Annotated in this window: 18 protein-coding genes; 16 read left to right on the top strand and 2 right to left on the bottom strand. The window is 53.2% G+C overall.

Features of this window, described 5'->3' with window-relative positions; translation table 11 throughout:
* Positions 1–3: 3 nt before the first annotated feature.
* The 11 genes from ACLHV9_RS00655 (at position 4) to ACLHV9_RS00605 (ending at position 7,966) form a co-directional block, all read left to right on the top strand.
* Positions 4–591, top strand: a complete 588-nt coding sequence (locus ACLHV9_RS00655) for a Bro-N domain-containing protein (RefSeq protein WP_407220047.1) — start codon at positions 4–6, stop codon at positions 589–591.
* Positions 552–1,367 (top strand): host cell division inhibitor Icd-like protein, encoded by an 816-nt coding sequence (locus ACLHV9_RS00650; protein ID WP_407220046.1) that lies wholly within the window; start codon positions 552–554, stop codon positions 1,365–1,367. Before ACLHV9_RS00655 ends, ACLHV9_RS00650 begins: the two co-directional genes overlap by 40 nt.
* Positions 1,364–1,576 (top strand): hypothetical protein, encoded by a 213-nt coding sequence (locus tag ACLHV9_RS00645; RefSeq protein WP_063448822.1) that lies wholly within the window; start codon positions 1,364–1,366, stop codon positions 1,574–1,576. Before ACLHV9_RS00650 ends, ACLHV9_RS00645 begins: the two co-directional genes overlap by 4 nt.
* The gene (locus ACLHV9_RS00640) at positions 1,573–2,199 is read left to right on the top strand and encodes a hypothetical protein (RefSeq protein WP_407220044.1); all 627 of its coding nucleotides are present in this window, start codon (positions 1,573–1,575) and stop codon (positions 2,197–2,199) included. Before ACLHV9_RS00645 ends, ACLHV9_RS00640 begins: the two co-directional genes overlap by 4 nt.
* A gap of 13 nt (positions 2,200–2,212) precedes the next feature.
* Entirely contained in the window at positions 2,213–4,648 is a 2,436-nt protein-coding gene (locus ACLHV9_RS00635) for a primase-helicase zinc-binding domain-containing protein (RefSeq protein ID WP_410375938.1), read from the top strand.
* A gap of 293 nt (positions 4,649–4,941) precedes the next feature.
* Complete coding sequence (locus ACLHV9_RS00630) at positions 4,942–5,151, top strand: hypothetical protein (protein ID WP_020801608.1); 210 nt, start codon at positions 4,942–4,944, stop codon at positions 5,149–5,151.
* On the top strand, positions 5,151–5,612 hold the full coding sequence (locus ACLHV9_RS00625) for a single-stranded DNA-binding protein (RefSeq protein ID WP_407220041.1): 462 nt from the start codon (positions 5,151–5,153) through the stop codon (positions 5,610–5,612). Before ACLHV9_RS00630 ends, ACLHV9_RS00625 begins: the two co-directional genes overlap by 1 nt.
* A gap of 11 nt (positions 5,613–5,623) precedes the next feature.
* Positions 5,624–5,935: a PerC family transcriptional regulator gene (locus tag ACLHV9_RS00620; protein ID WP_220394470.1), complete on the top strand. Its 312-nt coding sequence runs from the start codon at positions 5,624–5,626 to the stop codon at positions 5,933–5,935.
* A gap of 417 nt (positions 5,936–6,352) precedes the next feature.
* The gene (locus ACLHV9_RS00615; protein WP_060682968.1) at positions 6,353–6,730 is read left to right on the top strand and encodes a hypothetical protein; all 378 of its coding nucleotides are present in this window, start codon (positions 6,353–6,355) and stop codon (positions 6,728–6,730) included.
* Positions 6,731–7,117: 387 nt separating this feature from the next.
* Entirely contained in the window at positions 7,118–7,303 is a 186-nt protein-coding gene (locus ACLHV9_RS00610) for a hypothetical protein (RefSeq protein ID WP_071786473.1), read from the top strand.
* A 120-nt stretch (positions 7,304–7,423) separates the two neighbouring features.
* A complete protein-coding gene (locus tag ACLHV9_RS00605) occupies positions 7,424–7,966 on the top strand; it encodes a plasmid pRiA4b ORF-3 family protein (RefSeq protein ID WP_048994696.1) in 543 nt (180 codons plus the stop codon).
* On the opposite strand, the gene ACLHV9_RS00600 is transcribed toward ACLHV9_RS00605, so the two are convergent.
* Entirely contained in the window at positions 7,959–8,318 is a 360-nt protein-coding gene (locus tag ACLHV9_RS00600) for a hypothetical protein (RefSeq protein WP_126680703.1), read from the bottom strand. The genes ACLHV9_RS00605 and ACLHV9_RS00600 overlap by 8 nt on opposite strands.
* A gap of 426 nt (positions 8,319–8,744) precedes the next feature.
* Between ACLHV9_RS00600 and ACLHV9_RS00595 the strand changes: the two genes are divergently transcribed.
* Positions 8,745–9,362 carry a trimeric intracellular cation channel family protein gene (locus ACLHV9_RS00595; RefSeq protein WP_028017845.1) on the top strand — a complete coding sequence of 206 codons (618 nt, stop codon included), beginning with the start codon at positions 8,745–8,747 and terminating at the stop codon, positions 9,360–9,362.
* 2 nt (positions 9,363–9,364) lie between these two features.
* On the opposite strand, the gene ligB is transcribed toward ACLHV9_RS00595, so the two are convergent.
* Positions 9,365–11,035, bottom strand: coding sequence for an NAD-dependent DNA ligase LigB (gene ligB / locus ACLHV9_RS00590; RefSeq protein ID WP_407220039.1), 1,671 nt, complete (start codon positions 11,033–11,035; stop codon positions 9,365–9,367).
* A 250-nt stretch (positions 11,036–11,285) separates the two neighbouring features.
* Between ligB and gmk the strand changes: the two genes are divergently transcribed.
* Genes gmk through trmH form a run of 4 tightly spaced genes read left to right on the top strand, consistent with a single transcriptional unit; the run spans position 11,286 to position 15,067 of the window.
* Positions 11,286–11,909, top strand: a complete 624-nt coding sequence (gene gmk / locus ACLHV9_RS00585) for a guanylate kinase (RefSeq protein WP_028017843.1) — start codon at positions 11,286–11,288, stop codon at positions 11,907–11,909.
* Positions 11,910–11,963: 54 nt separating this feature from the next.
* A complete protein-coding gene (gene rpoZ / locus ACLHV9_RS00580) occupies positions 11,964–12,239 on the top strand; it encodes a DNA-directed RNA polymerase subunit omega (RefSeq protein WP_000135058.1) in 276 nt (91 codons plus the stop codon).
* Between the two features lie 19 nt (positions 12,240–12,258).
* The gene (gene spoT, locus ACLHV9_RS00575; protein ID WP_134708587.1) at positions 12,259–14,373 is read left to right on the top strand and encodes a bifunctional GTP diphosphokinase/guanosine-3',5'-bis pyrophosphate 3'-pyrophosphohydrolase; all 2,115 of its coding nucleotides are present in this window, start codon (positions 12,259–12,261) and stop codon (positions 14,371–14,373) included.
* 4 nt (positions 14,374–14,377) lie between these two features.
* Positions 14,378–15,067, top strand: a complete 690-nt coding sequence (trmH, locus tag ACLHV9_RS00570) for a tRNA (guanosine(18)-2'-O)-methyltransferase TrmH (RefSeq protein ID WP_028017841.1) — start codon at positions 14,378–14,380, stop codon at positions 15,065–15,067.
* Positions 15,068–15,069: the final 2 nt, after the last annotated feature.

Here is a 15,069-nt window from a genome sequence, read left to right as displayed (position 1 = left end):
CAAATGAAAATCGAAAAAAGCCGATTCAATTCGGAGGCCGCCCCACAATCCTACGTTAGCCAGAAAAAAATTCCTCAAGCAGTCAAAGGGGATATTTCCGTTATCCGGTTTGAGGGTATCAAAGTTCGCATCGTCAATATGGATGGCGATCCGTGGTTTATCGCCAAAGATGTTTGTGAGGCACTGGAAATAGCCGATCACAAAGTCGCATTGAGGCGATTAGATGCCGATGAAAAGGGGGTGTGTTTAACACCCACCCCCGGTGGATTGCAGGTTATGCGTACTGTCTGCGAATCGGGCTTTTACAAATTAATCGCCCGCAGCCGGAAGGCCAGCACCGCCGGAACGTTCGCACATCGTTTCACTAACTGGGTATTCCGCGAGGTTATCCCGTCTATTCGTAAAACTGGCTCCTATGGTGTGCCGTTCGCCTTCCTGAACGACCACAGCAAACGCAAAGCAGCTTACGACAAGAAGGCCAGCAAGCGCGGTAAAGACCTGCAAGCCTGCAAAGGTGAGAAGTCCCGCCTGATCGCCGAAGAAGCTGAGTTATGGCGCAAATATCAGCCTCAATTGCCGGAGGTTCACTAATGCCCGCCGTCCAGAATAAAGCCTTTCCCCTGGCTGGCCTGATGTGTACCTTGCGCGGGATCGTGCACGCGCATGAGGGTAAAGCTGGCATAACAGTGCCAGCTAATGCCAGCTCCTCATTTTCTCGTCGTGGTAACGAGGAGAGTTTCGAGACCAGTACGCGCACGGGACTTTTTGCACCAGTACACGCACGCGAGGAAGGTTTTTCTGACATCACTACGCGAGGGGGAAATCATTCTACTGGCGGGAGTTTTCGGAGAAGTACGCGCGTGCGCGAAGGTGAGTTTCTGGAGTCCATAAAAAAGGGCTTGCCGACTATCGCCAACCCGGTTTATGGTTATAGAGCACCAGCAGAATCTGGTGCCGGGATTGGCGTCCTGCAATTATCCACAGCGCACAACCGCGCTAAATGCGGTTTTTTTGTGTGCGTCGCACGGCTACATCCTTCAATGGTGGGCTGGGCGAGGGCATCGAAAGATGCGCCGGTATCTGTGGAAGCCGGTACGCCAACCTCGTTCAGTTCACCACCAGTGATTGGCGTCTTTGGTGGTGATTTCAAACATCATTCCACAGAGGCTGCCGCTATGCTGGCTACTACCCCTACCCAAAATCCACAATTTATCTGGCTAATCGCAGCCGTTCGCCGCGACATGCCAACAATTACCGCAAAAATCCATCACATTGCTGCTGAAACTGAGCGCGAAGCCCGCCGCACTCTGGCGCGGGATCACGTCTGTTTCTTTGCAGGCCGTATCCGTCTGGAGGTGGCAGCATGAGCAAAGTATCCCTGGCCGATTCAACCTGCCGTATCCAACAGGCGCAGGAAGTCCTGTCTCTCTGGCTTGAGGCGACGAATAAAAACGATAGCGGCACGGCTAAATTAATCGGCGCAATCATTTCCCTTCTGGATGGTATCCCCGAATTGATGGATTCAGTAGAGGATGAATTGGCTGGCATGGACTTAAAAGCGATGGATAAAGCATGAGCAACGTACTGAACTTTAAATCGGGAAATCCCGACTTATTCCACGCCGAAGCCACACCGCACGGCGTCAATATCATGACCCGCAACGATGCCGGGATGTATGAGCATGTAGCCATTATCACCTATGAGAGCGCTGTAAGCCGTCTGGATGCGGGAGAGTACGACGATACGCCCGATATCGGCTACGCCATTCATTTTGCCGTTGCTGATGGCGGGGCGCGTGGCTGGTTCGACTTTACCGCGCAGCATAACGTCACCATGTGGCGCTGGCTGATTGCTGCGACGTTCATTTCTGAGATGAAGCGCGAAAACGGCACAACCACCGTCACGGAGGCTGACGGCAAATCGTCGCTGGTGACGTTTTATTCAAATGACACAGCGGGGATTGTGGTTTACCCGTTCGCGGAACGTCTGGCGATGGCTAACAACATGGAAGGCGCAATGATTGAGCGCTACGGCGTTGAGCAGGGAACAGCGAACGCCATTGTTTTTTATCAGGCCATGATCGACACGGAGCGCGGCGAGCTGACCCCGTTCGGACGTGAAACGCTGGCAGAGCTGCATGATGGATTCATTGCTGATCTGAATGAAAACGGCTTGCCTGAAATGCCGCTGGCGCACTGAGGGAGGTACACGAATGCGTAATATCGACCTTATCCGCGAAGTGACCAGTGCCGCCGCCGGGCGATGGCCTTATGTACTGGCTGGCCTGTCTATCGACGTGCCTGATTCATCACGCCGCCATGCCCCATGCCCTGCATGTGGCGGTACGGATCGCTTCCGGTTCGACGACAACGGGCGCGGCAGCTTTATCTGCAACCAGTGCGGCGCGGGCGACGGGCTGGATTTAATCAAGCGGGTTAACAACTGCGACACCACGGAGGCGGCGCACCTTGCCGCTGATGTGCTGGGTATTGATTACCGGGCAGCGGAAACCGACCCGACAGCAGCCAGCCAGAGGCGGGAGCAAATGGAGTCTGAGCGCCAGAAACAGGCAGCAGAGGACGCAGAGCAGCGAAGGGCTACGTTTGCCCGTCTGTATGCCGGAATGCGCCAGAGCGTCACACGGGGCGAATCTGAGTACCTGCAATCAAAAGGGCTGACCGGGTTTAACTATCCGGTTATGCCGGATGGTTCGTTATTGCTGGAGCTGGTGGACGAATCCGGCGCAGTGGCAGCAGCGCAGACCATTACACCGCAGGGAGAGAAGCGACTTCTGACAGGTTCAGCGAAGCGCGGGGCATATCACGCCGTAAACGCACCAGAACAGCCGCAGAGCGTATTAATTGCCGAGGGGCTGGCTACCGCTCTGTCTGTTCACCTGATGCGCCCGGAGGCGCTCACAGTGGCGGCAATTGACGCCGGGAACCTGATCCACGTTGCCGGAGTAATGCGCCGGAAATACCCGCAGTCGCAAATTATTATCGCCGCAGATAACGACCACCCTACAGCAGCCTCCGAAACCGGAGCCACCAACATCGGGAAGGAGGCCGCAGAGAAAGCAGCTTTATCCGTGGCTGGCTGGGTGGCGCTGCCGCCGACAGACCATAAAGCCGACTGGGACGACTACCGCCAGCAAAACGGGCTGGAAGCCGCTACAGCCGCTTTTAACGATTCGATGTACCAGATTCAGGGGGATGCCGTGAAACCACAACTACAGGCCATTGAGGGCGGTAAATCCCGCCGTAAAGCCGATGCCGGAGATATTGCACAAATGGCAGCCAGCCAGAAAGCGCGGTTGCTTTCATCTCGCTGGGATATGTTGGCGGTTAACCCTGATAGTGGCGCTGTTTACTGCTACGAATCTGGCGTATGGGTGAAGCTACCAGACAGCGAATTAGAAAGGGTTATGGTGGCAATTTTCGACGAGCACGAAGCCCACTACACCGAAAAGGGGATTAAATCGGTTGTCGCAACCATGAAACTGCAAATCCCGGTAATTGGTGAGCGGAGCGGGGATCTGATTGGTTTTGATAACGGCGTTTATGACCTCGCCGCACAGACGTTTTCCGCCCATTCGCCTGGTAACTGGCTGATGAACCACAATGGGATCACCTACACCCCGCCAGCGCCGGGGGAGAATATTTCCACCAGCGCCCCCGATTTTACCCGTTGGCTGAATCATGCAACGGCTGGCGACCATCATAAGGCCGAGCGTATCAAAGCAGCCTTGTTTATGGTGCTGGCGAAGCGTCACGACTGGCAGCTATTCATTGAGGTAACTGGCGAGGGCGGCAGTGGGAAATCCGTATTCAGCAGCATAGCAACCACGCTGGCAGGTGAACACAACACCGCCAGCGGTAGCATGATGACGTTGGACACCGCTCGAGGAAGGGCGCAGTTCGTGGGCAAAAGTCTCATTATCATGCCTGACCAGACCCGCTATGTTGGAGAGGGTGCGGGGATTAAGGCCATTACGGGCGGCGATCCGGTAGAGATTGATGGGAAATATGAAAAGCAGTTCACAACCGTGCTAAATGCCGTTGTTATGGCAACCAATAACGAGCCGATGACATTCACGGAGCGAAACGGGGGCATTGCCCGCCGCCGCGTGATATTCCCGTTTAATAACCCGGTATCAGACGCAGACAAAGACCCGGATTTAACCGCAAAAATCAGGCGAGAAATCCCGGTGATTATCCGCCACCTGCTAACCACCTTTGCCGACCAGAACAAAGCAAAAGCACTATTACTTGAGCAGCGCGATTCTCAGGAGGCGCTAGACGTTAAACGCGGCACAGATCCGGTTATCGATATGTGTGCGGCACTTTTTTTCATGAACGAACCCAAAGGCATGATGATGGGCGGAGGTACATGGGCAGGCCAGCCAGAGCCGAGGGCGTATCTTTATCATCTTTACCTGGCGTTTATGGAGTATCACGGGCTGGGTAAACCGCTTTCCGTCAATAAGTTTTCACGCGCCATAAAATCAGCAGCAAAAGAGTACCGAGCCAGCTACCTGACGCGAAGCATTAACGGCAGAGCGCAAACCAACGTGGGCTATAACGAGATGGCTGAGGAGTTTATACCGCGAGCATATGGCAGCAGCACCGCCGAAGGGGGCGAAGAATAGTTTACCCCTGATTTATCCCTACCTATCCCTACAAAGTCATTTAAGGCCAGTAATGACGGGGTTTGTAGACTGGTAGGGATATATATACTTATCCCTACTTATCCCTACATATCCCTACCAAATAAAACAGGCAGTAAAATGCCGTTGAAGTGATTTAGTAGGGATAAGTAGGGTTATGTAGGGTAAGAAAAACAATTCCCTACTAGCCTGAAAGCCGCGCCATATCTGGGTTTCATCGATTAGTAGGGTTTGGTAGGGATATTACACCCCAAAAAAGATTTACAGGGGGGGGTATGATTCAGCTAAAGGGCGAAAAAATGAACGAACATCATAAAAAGCAGATCGAAGTTATTAGAGAGATTGAAGCGCAGGGGTTCACCGCGCAGGAGGCGGCGGCCTTGTTACTGGCTGGCGAATTATCCCGGCTAAATGACAGCATGGACTACCTGAAACGAGCCGCCGGGAATATTGACAACACGTTATCAAGAATGGAGGGCGCTTAATGACAGCACAGATATCAGCCTACGGGCGGCTGGTGGCAGATCCCCAGACCCGCACCACAACGAACGGTACAAGCATGGCAATGGGACGGTTAGCGGTGGCACTGCCCTGCCATGCAGCAGAGGGCGGAGAGGTTACTTTCTGGCTGGGCGTGGTGGCATTCGGCAAACAGGCCGACGCACTGGCAGGGCACGTTAAAGGCGATTTAGTCAGTGTTGCCGGAGCGATGCAGATCAATCAGTGGACGGGCAAGGATGGCGGTACGCAGCAGGGGTATCAGGTAGTAGCCGACAGCGTGATCAGCGCCAGAACGGTACGCCCCGGCGGGAAGCGGGCCGAGTCAGTCAAAGCAAGCGGAGCCAGCAGGGGCCACGAAACGCAATCCGCGCCGGGATGGGAAATATATAACACCCCTGATGATTTTGACCAGCGCCAGCCATTCGACGATGAAGCGCCATTCTGAGGGAGAAAAGCATGGTAAAGGACAGCAAAGCCGAGGCTCTGGAAGCGAAGGGGCTGTATCGCAGGGCAGCTACACGCTGGCAGGAAGTCATGATGATTTGTGCTGAGGACGATGATCGGGAATGGGTAAAGCAGCGCCGTGATACGTGTCTGACGAACGTGAAGCGCCCACCAGTGAAAACCGATGATTACGGCGATCTGCATAAAGCAGTCACTGAGACACAACACCGCATGGGGATAGCGCAACCAAACGGCAATGCCTTCCGATTAAATGGTGGTAAGAAGCAACGACAGCCCACCAGCGGGGGCGATGGTTCGCAGTAACGTTCGCACCAGAACGGATGTAAATCCTGGACTGTCCTGGACGGATCTTAAACCCTCGTAGCGCTAAACCCGCGCCAGTTGCGGGCTGGAAGCCAGAATGTGATTTAGATTGTCCAAAATATTCTGGTTCGCGCCACTGGTTCGCAGTACGCAGTCAGGTACGCGGCAAAACTGCGCATTTAACGTGCGTACCACCTGACGAATGCTAACGGTGGCATTGCGTACAGAAATTGCGAATTCGCAGTAATTTGTAAGCGCGAATTGCGCATTCGCAAAATGGTGGAGAGGCTTGATATTTCTGGCTTGGGCGCTATCCGTTCGCAGTAGATGGCGGAAGTTAGATATACAGTTTTATTAAGGTATTGTTAGGGTTTGTTAAGGTTTTTGCGCACAAAAATGCGCACAGTGAGCCGTTAAATGAAAAAAAATAGCCAACAATCAAGATCGGGATGGGGTGGCAAGCGGAAAGGCGCAGGCGCACCATTGGGCAATAATAATGCCGTCAAGCATGGCGAACGCAGTCGGCGGGCATTCTTCCCATTTGAGGGGGGCGAGGCGCTTTCTCCGCTGGTGCGAAATCGTGCAAGAAACCTCATGCTGGCTGAGAGATACGGGCTATTACTGGCGAATAATCCGACGCCGGGAACAGAAGAATGGCGCGAGATGACATTGATTAACGGATTCATGGGGCTACATGCCGACAGAATCGCACGGCTTGAGCTGAGTTTAGCGAGATCCGTTTCAATGCAAGCAAGGCGGGATCTGCGAAGGGTTAAAAAAAGCGGCGCATGTTAGCAATCCGTATAGTCACCGATGTTGAAATACTGGACTGTTCAGGACAGAACCAAAGCCCATATGAGGCGAGACCCGCGCCAGTAGTGGACAGAATCACGGGCGTGATTGAGCGTAAGACGGGGAAAGCAGCCAGAGGCATTGGCCTGACTTTGTAAAAGCAAAACGCCCGCACGGGGCGTCAAGGAACGGGATAGACTTCTGCGACAATTTGCATTCGCCGCCAATATAGCAAGCCGTCCACATCAAGCAATAAACTATCACCGGGAGGGGGAGGCCAAATCTCTGCAACCCTGAGCCTTAAGGACTGCCCGCCTCCTCGTATTTTTATACCCGCGAAAAATAAAATTTAATCCGGGCGTGTTTCATCCTTCCAGATGGGTATGACGTATGACACCACGCGAAATAGCTTTATTGACCACCGCCAAACTGGAGCACGAAGGCCACCAGCTAACCCCGGCAGATCAACGGGAGATAGAACGCTCAGTTAATGCCGATATAGCCCGGCGTGACAAATTCCGCGAAATGATGCGATCACCCGCCTACCAGTGGAGGAAGCCAGCGCCGCGCAGGTAGATACGGGATTATTCCGCATGTAACTTATGCCTATTAAGCAAATTACCTTTATTCACCTTTACAGAATTGTGAGTGCGTCAGTATCGTTATCCTTCCGATTCGCATTTATTCAGGATTTGCATGTACCAGCTAAAGATAACCATCCGAGACAGCAAACCACCAATATGGCGGCGTGTGCTGGTTCCAGAGCAAATCCCCTTTAGTGAACTTCACGCGGTGATCCAGTTGGCTTTTGGCTGGAATGACGAACACCTGTATATGTTCGAGAAAGGGCGTAAAGGTGATCCCGGTAGCGAGTATCGCGTATGGGGTGAGGATGAAAGCATGGGTAATGCGGCAATCACACCACTATGGGCAGCGCTCCAGAATGATGGTGACAAGCTGGTTTACACGTATGACTTTGGCGACTGGTGGGATTGCGTCATTGTGCTGGAGAAGCAAACACACGATACGAGTAATCAGCCCATTAGCTGCCTGCGTGGGAAAGGCACCACCCCGGCGGAAAACTCAGGCGGCTTGCATGGTTACAATGAATTGCTATTACAGGCCAGAGAGTCTGATAATCCTGAGCAGGCCGAGATCCACAATTTCCTGATGCTGGATATTGAACGCCGGGTTTACGACCTGAGCCGCATCAACGACAGATTGCTGGCTCTTAACTGACCCGCATGTATTCACCTGATATTGCGTTATCAGCGCCGCCAGTATCGCGCATAACAGCGCAGTGACCGGGTAAACCGTAGCGCACGACCGTTGCGTTAGTCTCACCGCCGCGCCGTACCTGACGCAATTCATACACTGTCACCCGCTCAAGCAGTCCACCAGCAACCATGCTTTCCAGTGTGCGCCGGGTTGATTCGAGCTGGTGGCGCTTATCGAACGACTTCATGCCGTGAAGCAGGTAGGCCACGCCCGACACATCGAGTGGCGGAGCGCCGATCTCACCCGATACCCACTCGAGGTTATCCGGCTCAAAGTAACTGAGTATCTCTTTTTTGCGGCTGGTCATTCTCATGGCTGGCTGATTCCTTATTGTGGGATAGAGGTATCATACAATAAGGCGCAAAAGATAAGAGGCCAGAACAGCAAGCATAAGAGCATAAAATGAGCAGTAAAAGGCAGCACCTCAAAATGCCGTGTACACATGGGTGTACCTACTGAGAAAACGCATTATATGAAATCCAGTAACCACGGGAATTTAAAGCCACTACTCAATAAACAGATCCAATCGAGTAACACCTTCCGGATGGCGTCGGATGGCGCCATCCATTATTATTTCTAATCCGTTACATGCCGGGATTTCTCATCTCACCACCATTCATAAGCCATTTACGGTAAGGCTTGATAATATTTTATATGGCAAACTGAATCGCCTTAGAAAATCTCAATCGTGATCTTGCGCACAAATCGCTAACCTCCCCACGTTCACTCCGGAGGTTATATGTTGCTTCACATTCTCTATATTATTGGTATCACCGCAGAGGCCATGACTGGCGCACTCGCCGCCGGACGTCGCCGGATGGACACCTTCGGTGTGATCATTATCGCCACTGCTACCGCATTGGGCGGCGGTTCTGTACGCGATATCCTGCTTGGTCATTACCCACTCGGTTGGGTTAAACACCCTGAGTACGTGATTATCGTGGCGACGGCTGCCGTACTCACCACCATTGTGGCGCCCGTTATGCCTCATCTACGCCGCTTGTTCCTGGTGCTTGATGCACTGGGGCTGATCGTCTTTTCGATCATCGGAGCACAAATCGCGCTCGATATGGGTGAAGGGCCTGTTATTGCCACCATTGCCGCGGTGATCACGGGCGTATTCGGAGGTGTACTGCGCGATATGTTCTGCAAACGCATTCCTCTGGTCTTTCAAAAAGAGCTGTATGCCGGCATATCCTTCGCAGCAGCAGTGCTGTATATCGCCCTGCAACATTACGTGTCGAACCATGATGTGGTGGTCATCTCCACGCTGCTGTTCGGCTTTACAGCGCGCATGCTGGCGCTGCGGCTGAAGCTTGGACTGCCTGTTTTTCACTACAAACACAGCGCTCATTAATGTCAAAATCCTTTGATGTGCTGCTCCGCTAGCCACTTTGCCAGCACATCTACCTGAGGCGCGTGCATCCAGTTAACGATTTGCCGCGCTTTCTCCTCTCCCGTCCCCGGCAAGGACTGCCAGTCCTTTTCATTACGCGCGCTCATCTTCTGCCAGGACATGTCCCCCATCGCCTTCAGCGAGGCCTGTGTCAGAGGCACACCCAACGCCATAAGCCAGCGAATAAAAGGTTGCTCACGCACCAGATTAAAGCGATGCCAGAGCGCTAACCCACGCGCTGCGGAAAACCCCGGCGTAGACTGCAGCTGCGACTGAGTTAATAACAGCCATGAGAAGAGATGTTCAAAATGATGTGCTTGCCAGAGTGCCCGCCATCCTGATTCTCCTAAACCTTCAATGTTGAATACCTGCTTTGAACTGAGCCACGTCAACCGCGCAAAGAATTGTTCCATACACTCCGGTGAAGCATAAAAACAGCTCATTGAATGATAACGCGAGGGAGGAGGGAGTGGTTTTTGTCGATCCGTTCCTCGCCAGACCACCTTATCAAACCGGGGGATACCCTGACCGGCCAGGCTAACCTGTATCTGATCGCCCGGGGCAATATCCAGCCTCTGCCAACGACCGACCGATCCCAGGCTCACTCGCTGCACCTGTTTATCATCCAGTTGCACGGGTTCCAGCGCTGCTACAACGGAAATTTTGCCCGTTCGCCCCACGGTAAAACGGATATCACTGACCTCTGTTACCTGGGTTGCAGGGGAATATTTCCACGCGACAACCCAGCTACCTTCCCCGGGCAACCAGTTTTCACCCTGGGGAGAATCTGCGGATCGCACCACAATGCCATCCGTGGCAAAGGGTAATGCCGTGTTTTGCCACGTTGAACGCTGTTTCTCGACGCCTTCTACAGTCTCAACTGGCAAGGTATAGCGCGCCGTCAGAGGAAACCCTGCACTGGAAAGTTCAGACAACATGTTTTGCATATCTTTGGGTCCATCCGGCCAGGCCCAGATAAATATCCCTGTCTGTTTCAGAAGCGCGTTGTCCTTTTGCCGCATCATCGCACCCGCCACTTTTGCGCGTGCATTCACTCCACCCATCTGTCGTTGAATGTGGTTTTCGCGCAACCAAAAAAGCTCCCCTTGCAGGACACTGTTTGCCAGCGCACCCGACACGTCTTGAGGGACTGACGGGATCAAACGTACTTGTGCAGTCCAGTCCTCACCTTTAAGGCCATTACCACGACTGATGGCCTGAATTAACTTTCCGTCACGATAGACCAGCGTCACCGCCACGCCGTCGACTTTTGGCTGCATCCAGAGATTGTGCCGGGCATGCATCCACGAGCGAAGCGCCTCTTTACTGGCCACTTTATGGACCCCGGTATGGGCGACAGGATGTTTGATATTTCCCGTCAGGGCAGGAATGGCGGCATCCAGTGATTCTCTGCCAAAACAGTGCTGCCACTGTTTTAACCGGCCGCTAAGCTGGTCGTATACCTCGTCATTGACCTCGCTAACGCCCTGTTTCCAGTAGGCATCATCCCAGCGTTTGATTTGCGCACTTAAGGACGCAATTTCTTTCTCTGCTTTTGCCTGTGACCACACCGGACACACAGCAACCCCATAACCACACCACAACAGCATTAACCCGCTTATCCATTGCCACATCTCAACCCTCCTTTGTGTTGCAGGAGGTATACCCGGATGCCTGACACAACGCTAACGTCAACGTTTCACAATGCGAGACGCTGTCCGGTATTTCTTTTGGTTGCTGAAAACCACAGATAAAACCTGAAAACGGCACGCAAAATTCAATATTCGAGGGGAAAAAGTGTGACAAAGACTACGTCACAGAGCGGTGACGTGTATAATAAGCCCGTATGTAGGACTTCTTCGCTAACACATACAAAAGACTCTCATGGCTCAAGGCACGCTTTATATTGTTTCTGCCCCTAGTGGCGCGGGTAAATCCAGCCTTATTCAGGCACTGTTAAAAACCCAACCGTTGTACGACACACAGGTTTCTGTTTCTCACACCACGCGAGCGCCGCGTCCGGGTGAAGTACATGGTGAGCACTATTTCTTTGTGAATCACGACGAATTCAGAGCGATGATTGGCAGAGACGCGTTTCTTGAACACGCAGAAGTGTTCGGTAACTATTACGGCACCTCGCGTGAAACCATTGAGCAGGTTCTGGCAACTGGCGTAAATGTATTCCTGGATATCGACTGGCAGGGCGCACAGCAGATTCGCAAGAAGATGCCTGACTCACGCAGCATCTTTATTTTACCGCCATCGAAAGATGAGCTGGATCGCCGCCTGCGCGGTCGTGGCCAGGACAGCGAAGAAGTGATTGCAAAGCGTATGGAACAGGCAGTTGCAGAAATGAGCCATTACGCGGAATATGATTACCTTATTGTGAATGATGATTTTGATGCCGCGCTGAGCGATCTCAAAACCATTCTTCGCGCAGAACGTCTGCGTATGAGCCGCCAGAAGCAGCGACATGACGCATTAATCACCAAACTGTTGGCAGACTGAACCCACTTTCAGTATCATGCCCAGTCATTTCTTCACCTGTGGAGCATTTTAAGTATGGCACGCGTAACTGTTCAGGACGCTGTAGAGAAAATTGGTAACCGTTTTGACCTGGTGCTGGTCGCCGCGCGTCGCGCTCGTCAGATGCAGGTAGGCGGTAAAGATCCGCTGGTACCGGAAGAAAACGATAAAACTACCGTTATCGCACTTCGCGAAATCGAAGAAGGTCTGATTAACAACCAGATCCTCGACGTGCGTGAGCGCCAGGAGCAGCAAGAGCAGGAAGCCGCAGAACTGCAGGCCGTAACCGCTATTGCTGAAGGTCGTCGTTAATTAAACCTGCGGGTCGCCCTTGTATCTGTTTGAAAGCCTGAATCAACTGATTCAAACCTACCTGCCTGAAGAGCAGATTAAGCGTCTTCAGCAGGCGTATCTCGTTGCACGTGACGCTCACGAGGGCCAGACACGTTCAAGCGGTGAACCCTATATCACGCACCCGGTAGCGGTAGCCTGTATTCTGGCCGAGATGAAACTCGACTACGAAACACTGATGGCCGCTCTGCTGCACGACGTGATTGAAGATACCCCTGCCACTTACCAGGACATGGAACAGCTGTTTGGCAAAAGCGTTGCCGAACTGGTGGAAGGGGTCTCTAAGCTTGATAAGCTGAATTTCCGCGACAAGAAAGAGGCGCAAGCCGAAAACTTCCGCAAGATGATTATGGCGATGGTGCAGGATATCCGCGTCATTCTTATCAAACTCGCTGACCGTACCCACAATATGCGCACGCTGGGCTCACTTCGCCCGGATAAACGTCGCCGCATTGCCCGTGAAACCCTCGAAATCTACAGTCCACTGGCGCATCGTTTAGGTATCCATCACATTAAAACCGAGCTGGAAGAGCTGGGTTTTGAAGCGTTGTACCCGAATCGCTATCGTGTGATTAAAGAGGTGGTGAAAGCCGCACGCGGTAACCGTAAAGAGATGATTCAAAAGATCCTCTCGGAAATTGAAGGGCGTTTACAGGAAGCGGGAATTCCGTGCCGCGTCAGCGGTCGTGAAAAACATCTGTACTCCATCTACTGCAAAATGGTGCTCAAAGAGCAGCGTTTTCACTCGATTATGGATATCTACGCGTTCCGCGTGATCGTCCACGACTCCGATACCTGCTATCGCGTGCTGGGGCAGATGCACAGCCTCTACAAACCGCGCCCGGGGCGCATGAAAGATTACATCGCCATTCCAAAAGCGAACGGCTATCAATCTTTGCATACCTCAATGATTGGTCCGCACGGCGTGCCTGTCGAAGTGCAGATCCGCACCGAAGATATGGACCAGATGGCAGAAATGGGTGTGGCCGCACACTGGGCGTATAAAGAGCACGGCGGTGAAAGCAGCACCACCGCACAAATCCGCGCACAACGCTGGATGCAGAGCCTGCTGGAACTTCAGCAGAGTGCGGGCAGCTCGTTTGAATTTATCGAGAGCGTTAAATCCGATCTCTTCCCGGATGAGATTTACGTTTTCACCCCAGAGGGTCGCATTGTCGAACTGCCTGCTGGGGCAACACCGGTCGACTTCGCTTACGCCGTGCATACCGATATCGGGCACGCCTGCGTGGGTGCACGCGTCGACAGACAGCCTTACCCGCTGTCTCAGCCGCTCTCCAGTGGCCAGACGGTGGAAATTATTACCGCACCGGGCGCACGTCCGAACGCGGCCTGGCTGAACTTTGTCGTGAGTTCTAAAGCACGCGCCAAAATCCGTCAGTTACTGAAAAACCTCAAGCGCGATGATTCGGTCAGTCTGGGACGTCGTCTGCTCAACCACGCGTTGGGCGGCAGCCGTAAGCTGGCTGAGATCCCGCAAGAGAACATTCAGCGTGAGCTGGAGCGCATGAAACTCGCCTCGCTTGATGACCTGCTGGCAGAGATCGGCCTCGGAAACGCCATGAGTGTAGTGGTAGCGAAAAATCTGCAACAGGGGGATGCCTCCGTTGCGCAGCCCGCTACGCAAAGCCACGGTCATTTGCCTATCAAAGGCGCAGACGGCGTGCTTATCACTTTCGCAAAATGTTGCCGTCCAATCCCTGGCGACCCGATTATTGCGCACGTCAGCCCGGGCAAAGGGCTGGTTATCCACCACGAATCCTGTCGTAACATTCGCGGCTACCAGAAAGAAGCCGAGAAGTTTATGGCGGTCGAGTGGGACAAAGAGACCGCACAGGAATTTATCACCGAAATTAAGGTGGATATGTTCAACCACCAGGGTGCCCTGGCGAACCTGACGGCAGCGATCAACACGGCCTCTTCCAACATTCAGAGTCTGAATACGGAAGAAAAAGATGGCCGCGTATACAGCGCCTTTATTCGTCTGACCGCCCGCGACCGCGTGCATCTGGCGAACATTATGCGCAAGATCCGCGTCATGCCGGACGTGATTAAAGTCACCCGAAACAGAAACTAGTTTTATGAATGCACAACGTTATGCACGTATCTGCGAGATGCTCGCCAGGCGTCAACCAGACCTGACGGTCTGCATGGAGCAGGTCCATAAGCCCCATAACGTTTCTGCCATTGTCCGTACTGCAGACGCCGTCGGCGTGCATGAAGTGCACGCTGTCTGGCCGGGCTCCCGCATGCGAACCATGGTATCTGCCGCTGCAGGCAGTAACAGCTGGGTTTCTGTCAAACACCACCAGAGCATAGGCGAAGCCGTAACCCACCTGAAAGGGCGCGGTATGCAGGTACTTGCCACTAACCTGTCCGCTAAAGCCGTAGATTTCCGCGAGATCGACTACACCCGTCCGACCTGTATTTTGATGGGTCAGGAGAAAACCGGGATCACTCAGGAAGCACTGGATCTGGCGGATCAGGACATTATCATTCCGATGATCGGTATGGTTCAGTCCCTCAATGTTTCTGTGGCCTCCGCGCTTATTCTTTATGAAGCGCAGCGCCAGCGTCAGAATGCCGGAATGTACAAACGCAGCAACAGTATGCTGCCGGAAGATGAACAGCAGCGCCTGCTGTTCGAAGGTGGTTATCCGGTGCTGGCTCGCGTTGCGAAGCAGAAAAAATTGCCTTACCCCCACGTCAACGCGCAGGGCGAAATTGAAGCCGATGCCGAGTGGTGGGCCACCATGCAGTACGCCGGGTAACC

The organism is Enterobacter sp. CPE_E890 (assembly GCF_046521475.1).
Taxonomy (GTDB): domain Bacteria; phylum Pseudomonadota; class Gammaproteobacteria; order Enterobacterales; family Enterobacteriaceae; genus Enterobacter; species Enterobacter adelaidei.
Note: the sequence above shows the minus strand (reverse complement) of the source record. Positions and strands in the feature narration are given on the sequence as shown.

Coding starts and splice junctions, on each gene's coding strand:
- ACLHV9_RS00645 (WP_063448822.1), top strand. CDS start 1,364: ATGAGCAAAGTATCCCTGGCCGATTCAACCTGCCGTATCCAACAGGCG.
- trmH (WP_028017841.1), top strand. CDS start 14,378: ATGAATGCACAACGTTATGCACGTATCTGCGAGATGCTCGCCAGGCGT.
- ACLHV9_RS00600 (WP_126680703.1), bottom strand. CDS start 8,318: ATGAGAATGACCAGCCGCAAAAAAGAGATACTCAGTTACTTTGAGCCG.
- ACLHV9_RS00630 (WP_020801608.1), top strand. CDS start 4,942: ATGATTCAGCTAAAGGGCGAAAAAATGAACGAACATCATAAAAAGCAG.
- gmk (WP_028017843.1), top strand. CDS start 11,286: ATGGCTCAAGGCACGCTTTATATTGTTTCTGCCCCTAGTGGCGCGGGT.
- ACLHV9_RS00605 (WP_048994696.1), top strand. CDS start 7,424: ATGTACCAGCTAAAGATAACCATCCGAGACAGCAAACCACCAATATGG.
- ACLHV9_RS00615 (WP_060682968.1), top strand. CDS start 6,353: ATGAAAAAAAATAGCCAACAATCAAGATCGGGATGGGGTGGCAAGCGG.
- ACLHV9_RS00620 (WP_220394470.1), top strand. CDS start 5,624: ATGGTAAAGGACAGCAAAGCCGAGGCTCTGGAAGCGAAGGGGCTGTAT.
- ACLHV9_RS00655 (WP_407220047.1), top strand. CDS start 4: ATGAAAATCGAAAAAAGCCGATTCAATTCGGAGGCCGCCCCACAATCC.
- rpoZ (WP_000135058.1), top strand. CDS start 11,964: ATGGCACGCGTAACTGTTCAGGACGCTGTAGAGAAAATTGGTAACCGT.
- ACLHV9_RS00595 (WP_028017845.1), top strand. CDS start 8,745: ATGTTGCTTCACATTCTCTATATTATTGGTATCACCGCAGAGGCCATG.
- ACLHV9_RS00625 (WP_407220041.1), top strand. CDS start 5,151: ATGACAGCACAGATATCAGCCTACGGGCGGCTGGTGGCAGATCCCCAG.
- ACLHV9_RS00635 (WP_410375938.1), top strand. CDS start 2,213: ATGCGTAATATCGACCTTATCCGCGAAGTGACCAGTGCCGCCGCCGGG.
- ligB (WP_407220039.1), bottom strand. CDS start 11,035: ATGTGGCAATGGATAAGCGGGTTAATGCTGTTGTGGTGTGGTTATGGG.
- ACLHV9_RS00650 (WP_407220046.1), top strand. CDS start 552: ATGGCGCAAATATCAGCCTCAATTGCCGGAGGTTCACTAATGCCCGCC.
- ACLHV9_RS00610 (WP_071786473.1), top strand. CDS start 7,118: ATGACACCACGCGAAATAGCTTTATTGACCACCGCCAAACTGGAGCAC.
- ACLHV9_RS00640 (WP_407220044.1), top strand. CDS start 1,573: ATGAGCAACGTACTGAACTTTAAATCGGGAAATCCCGACTTATTCCAC.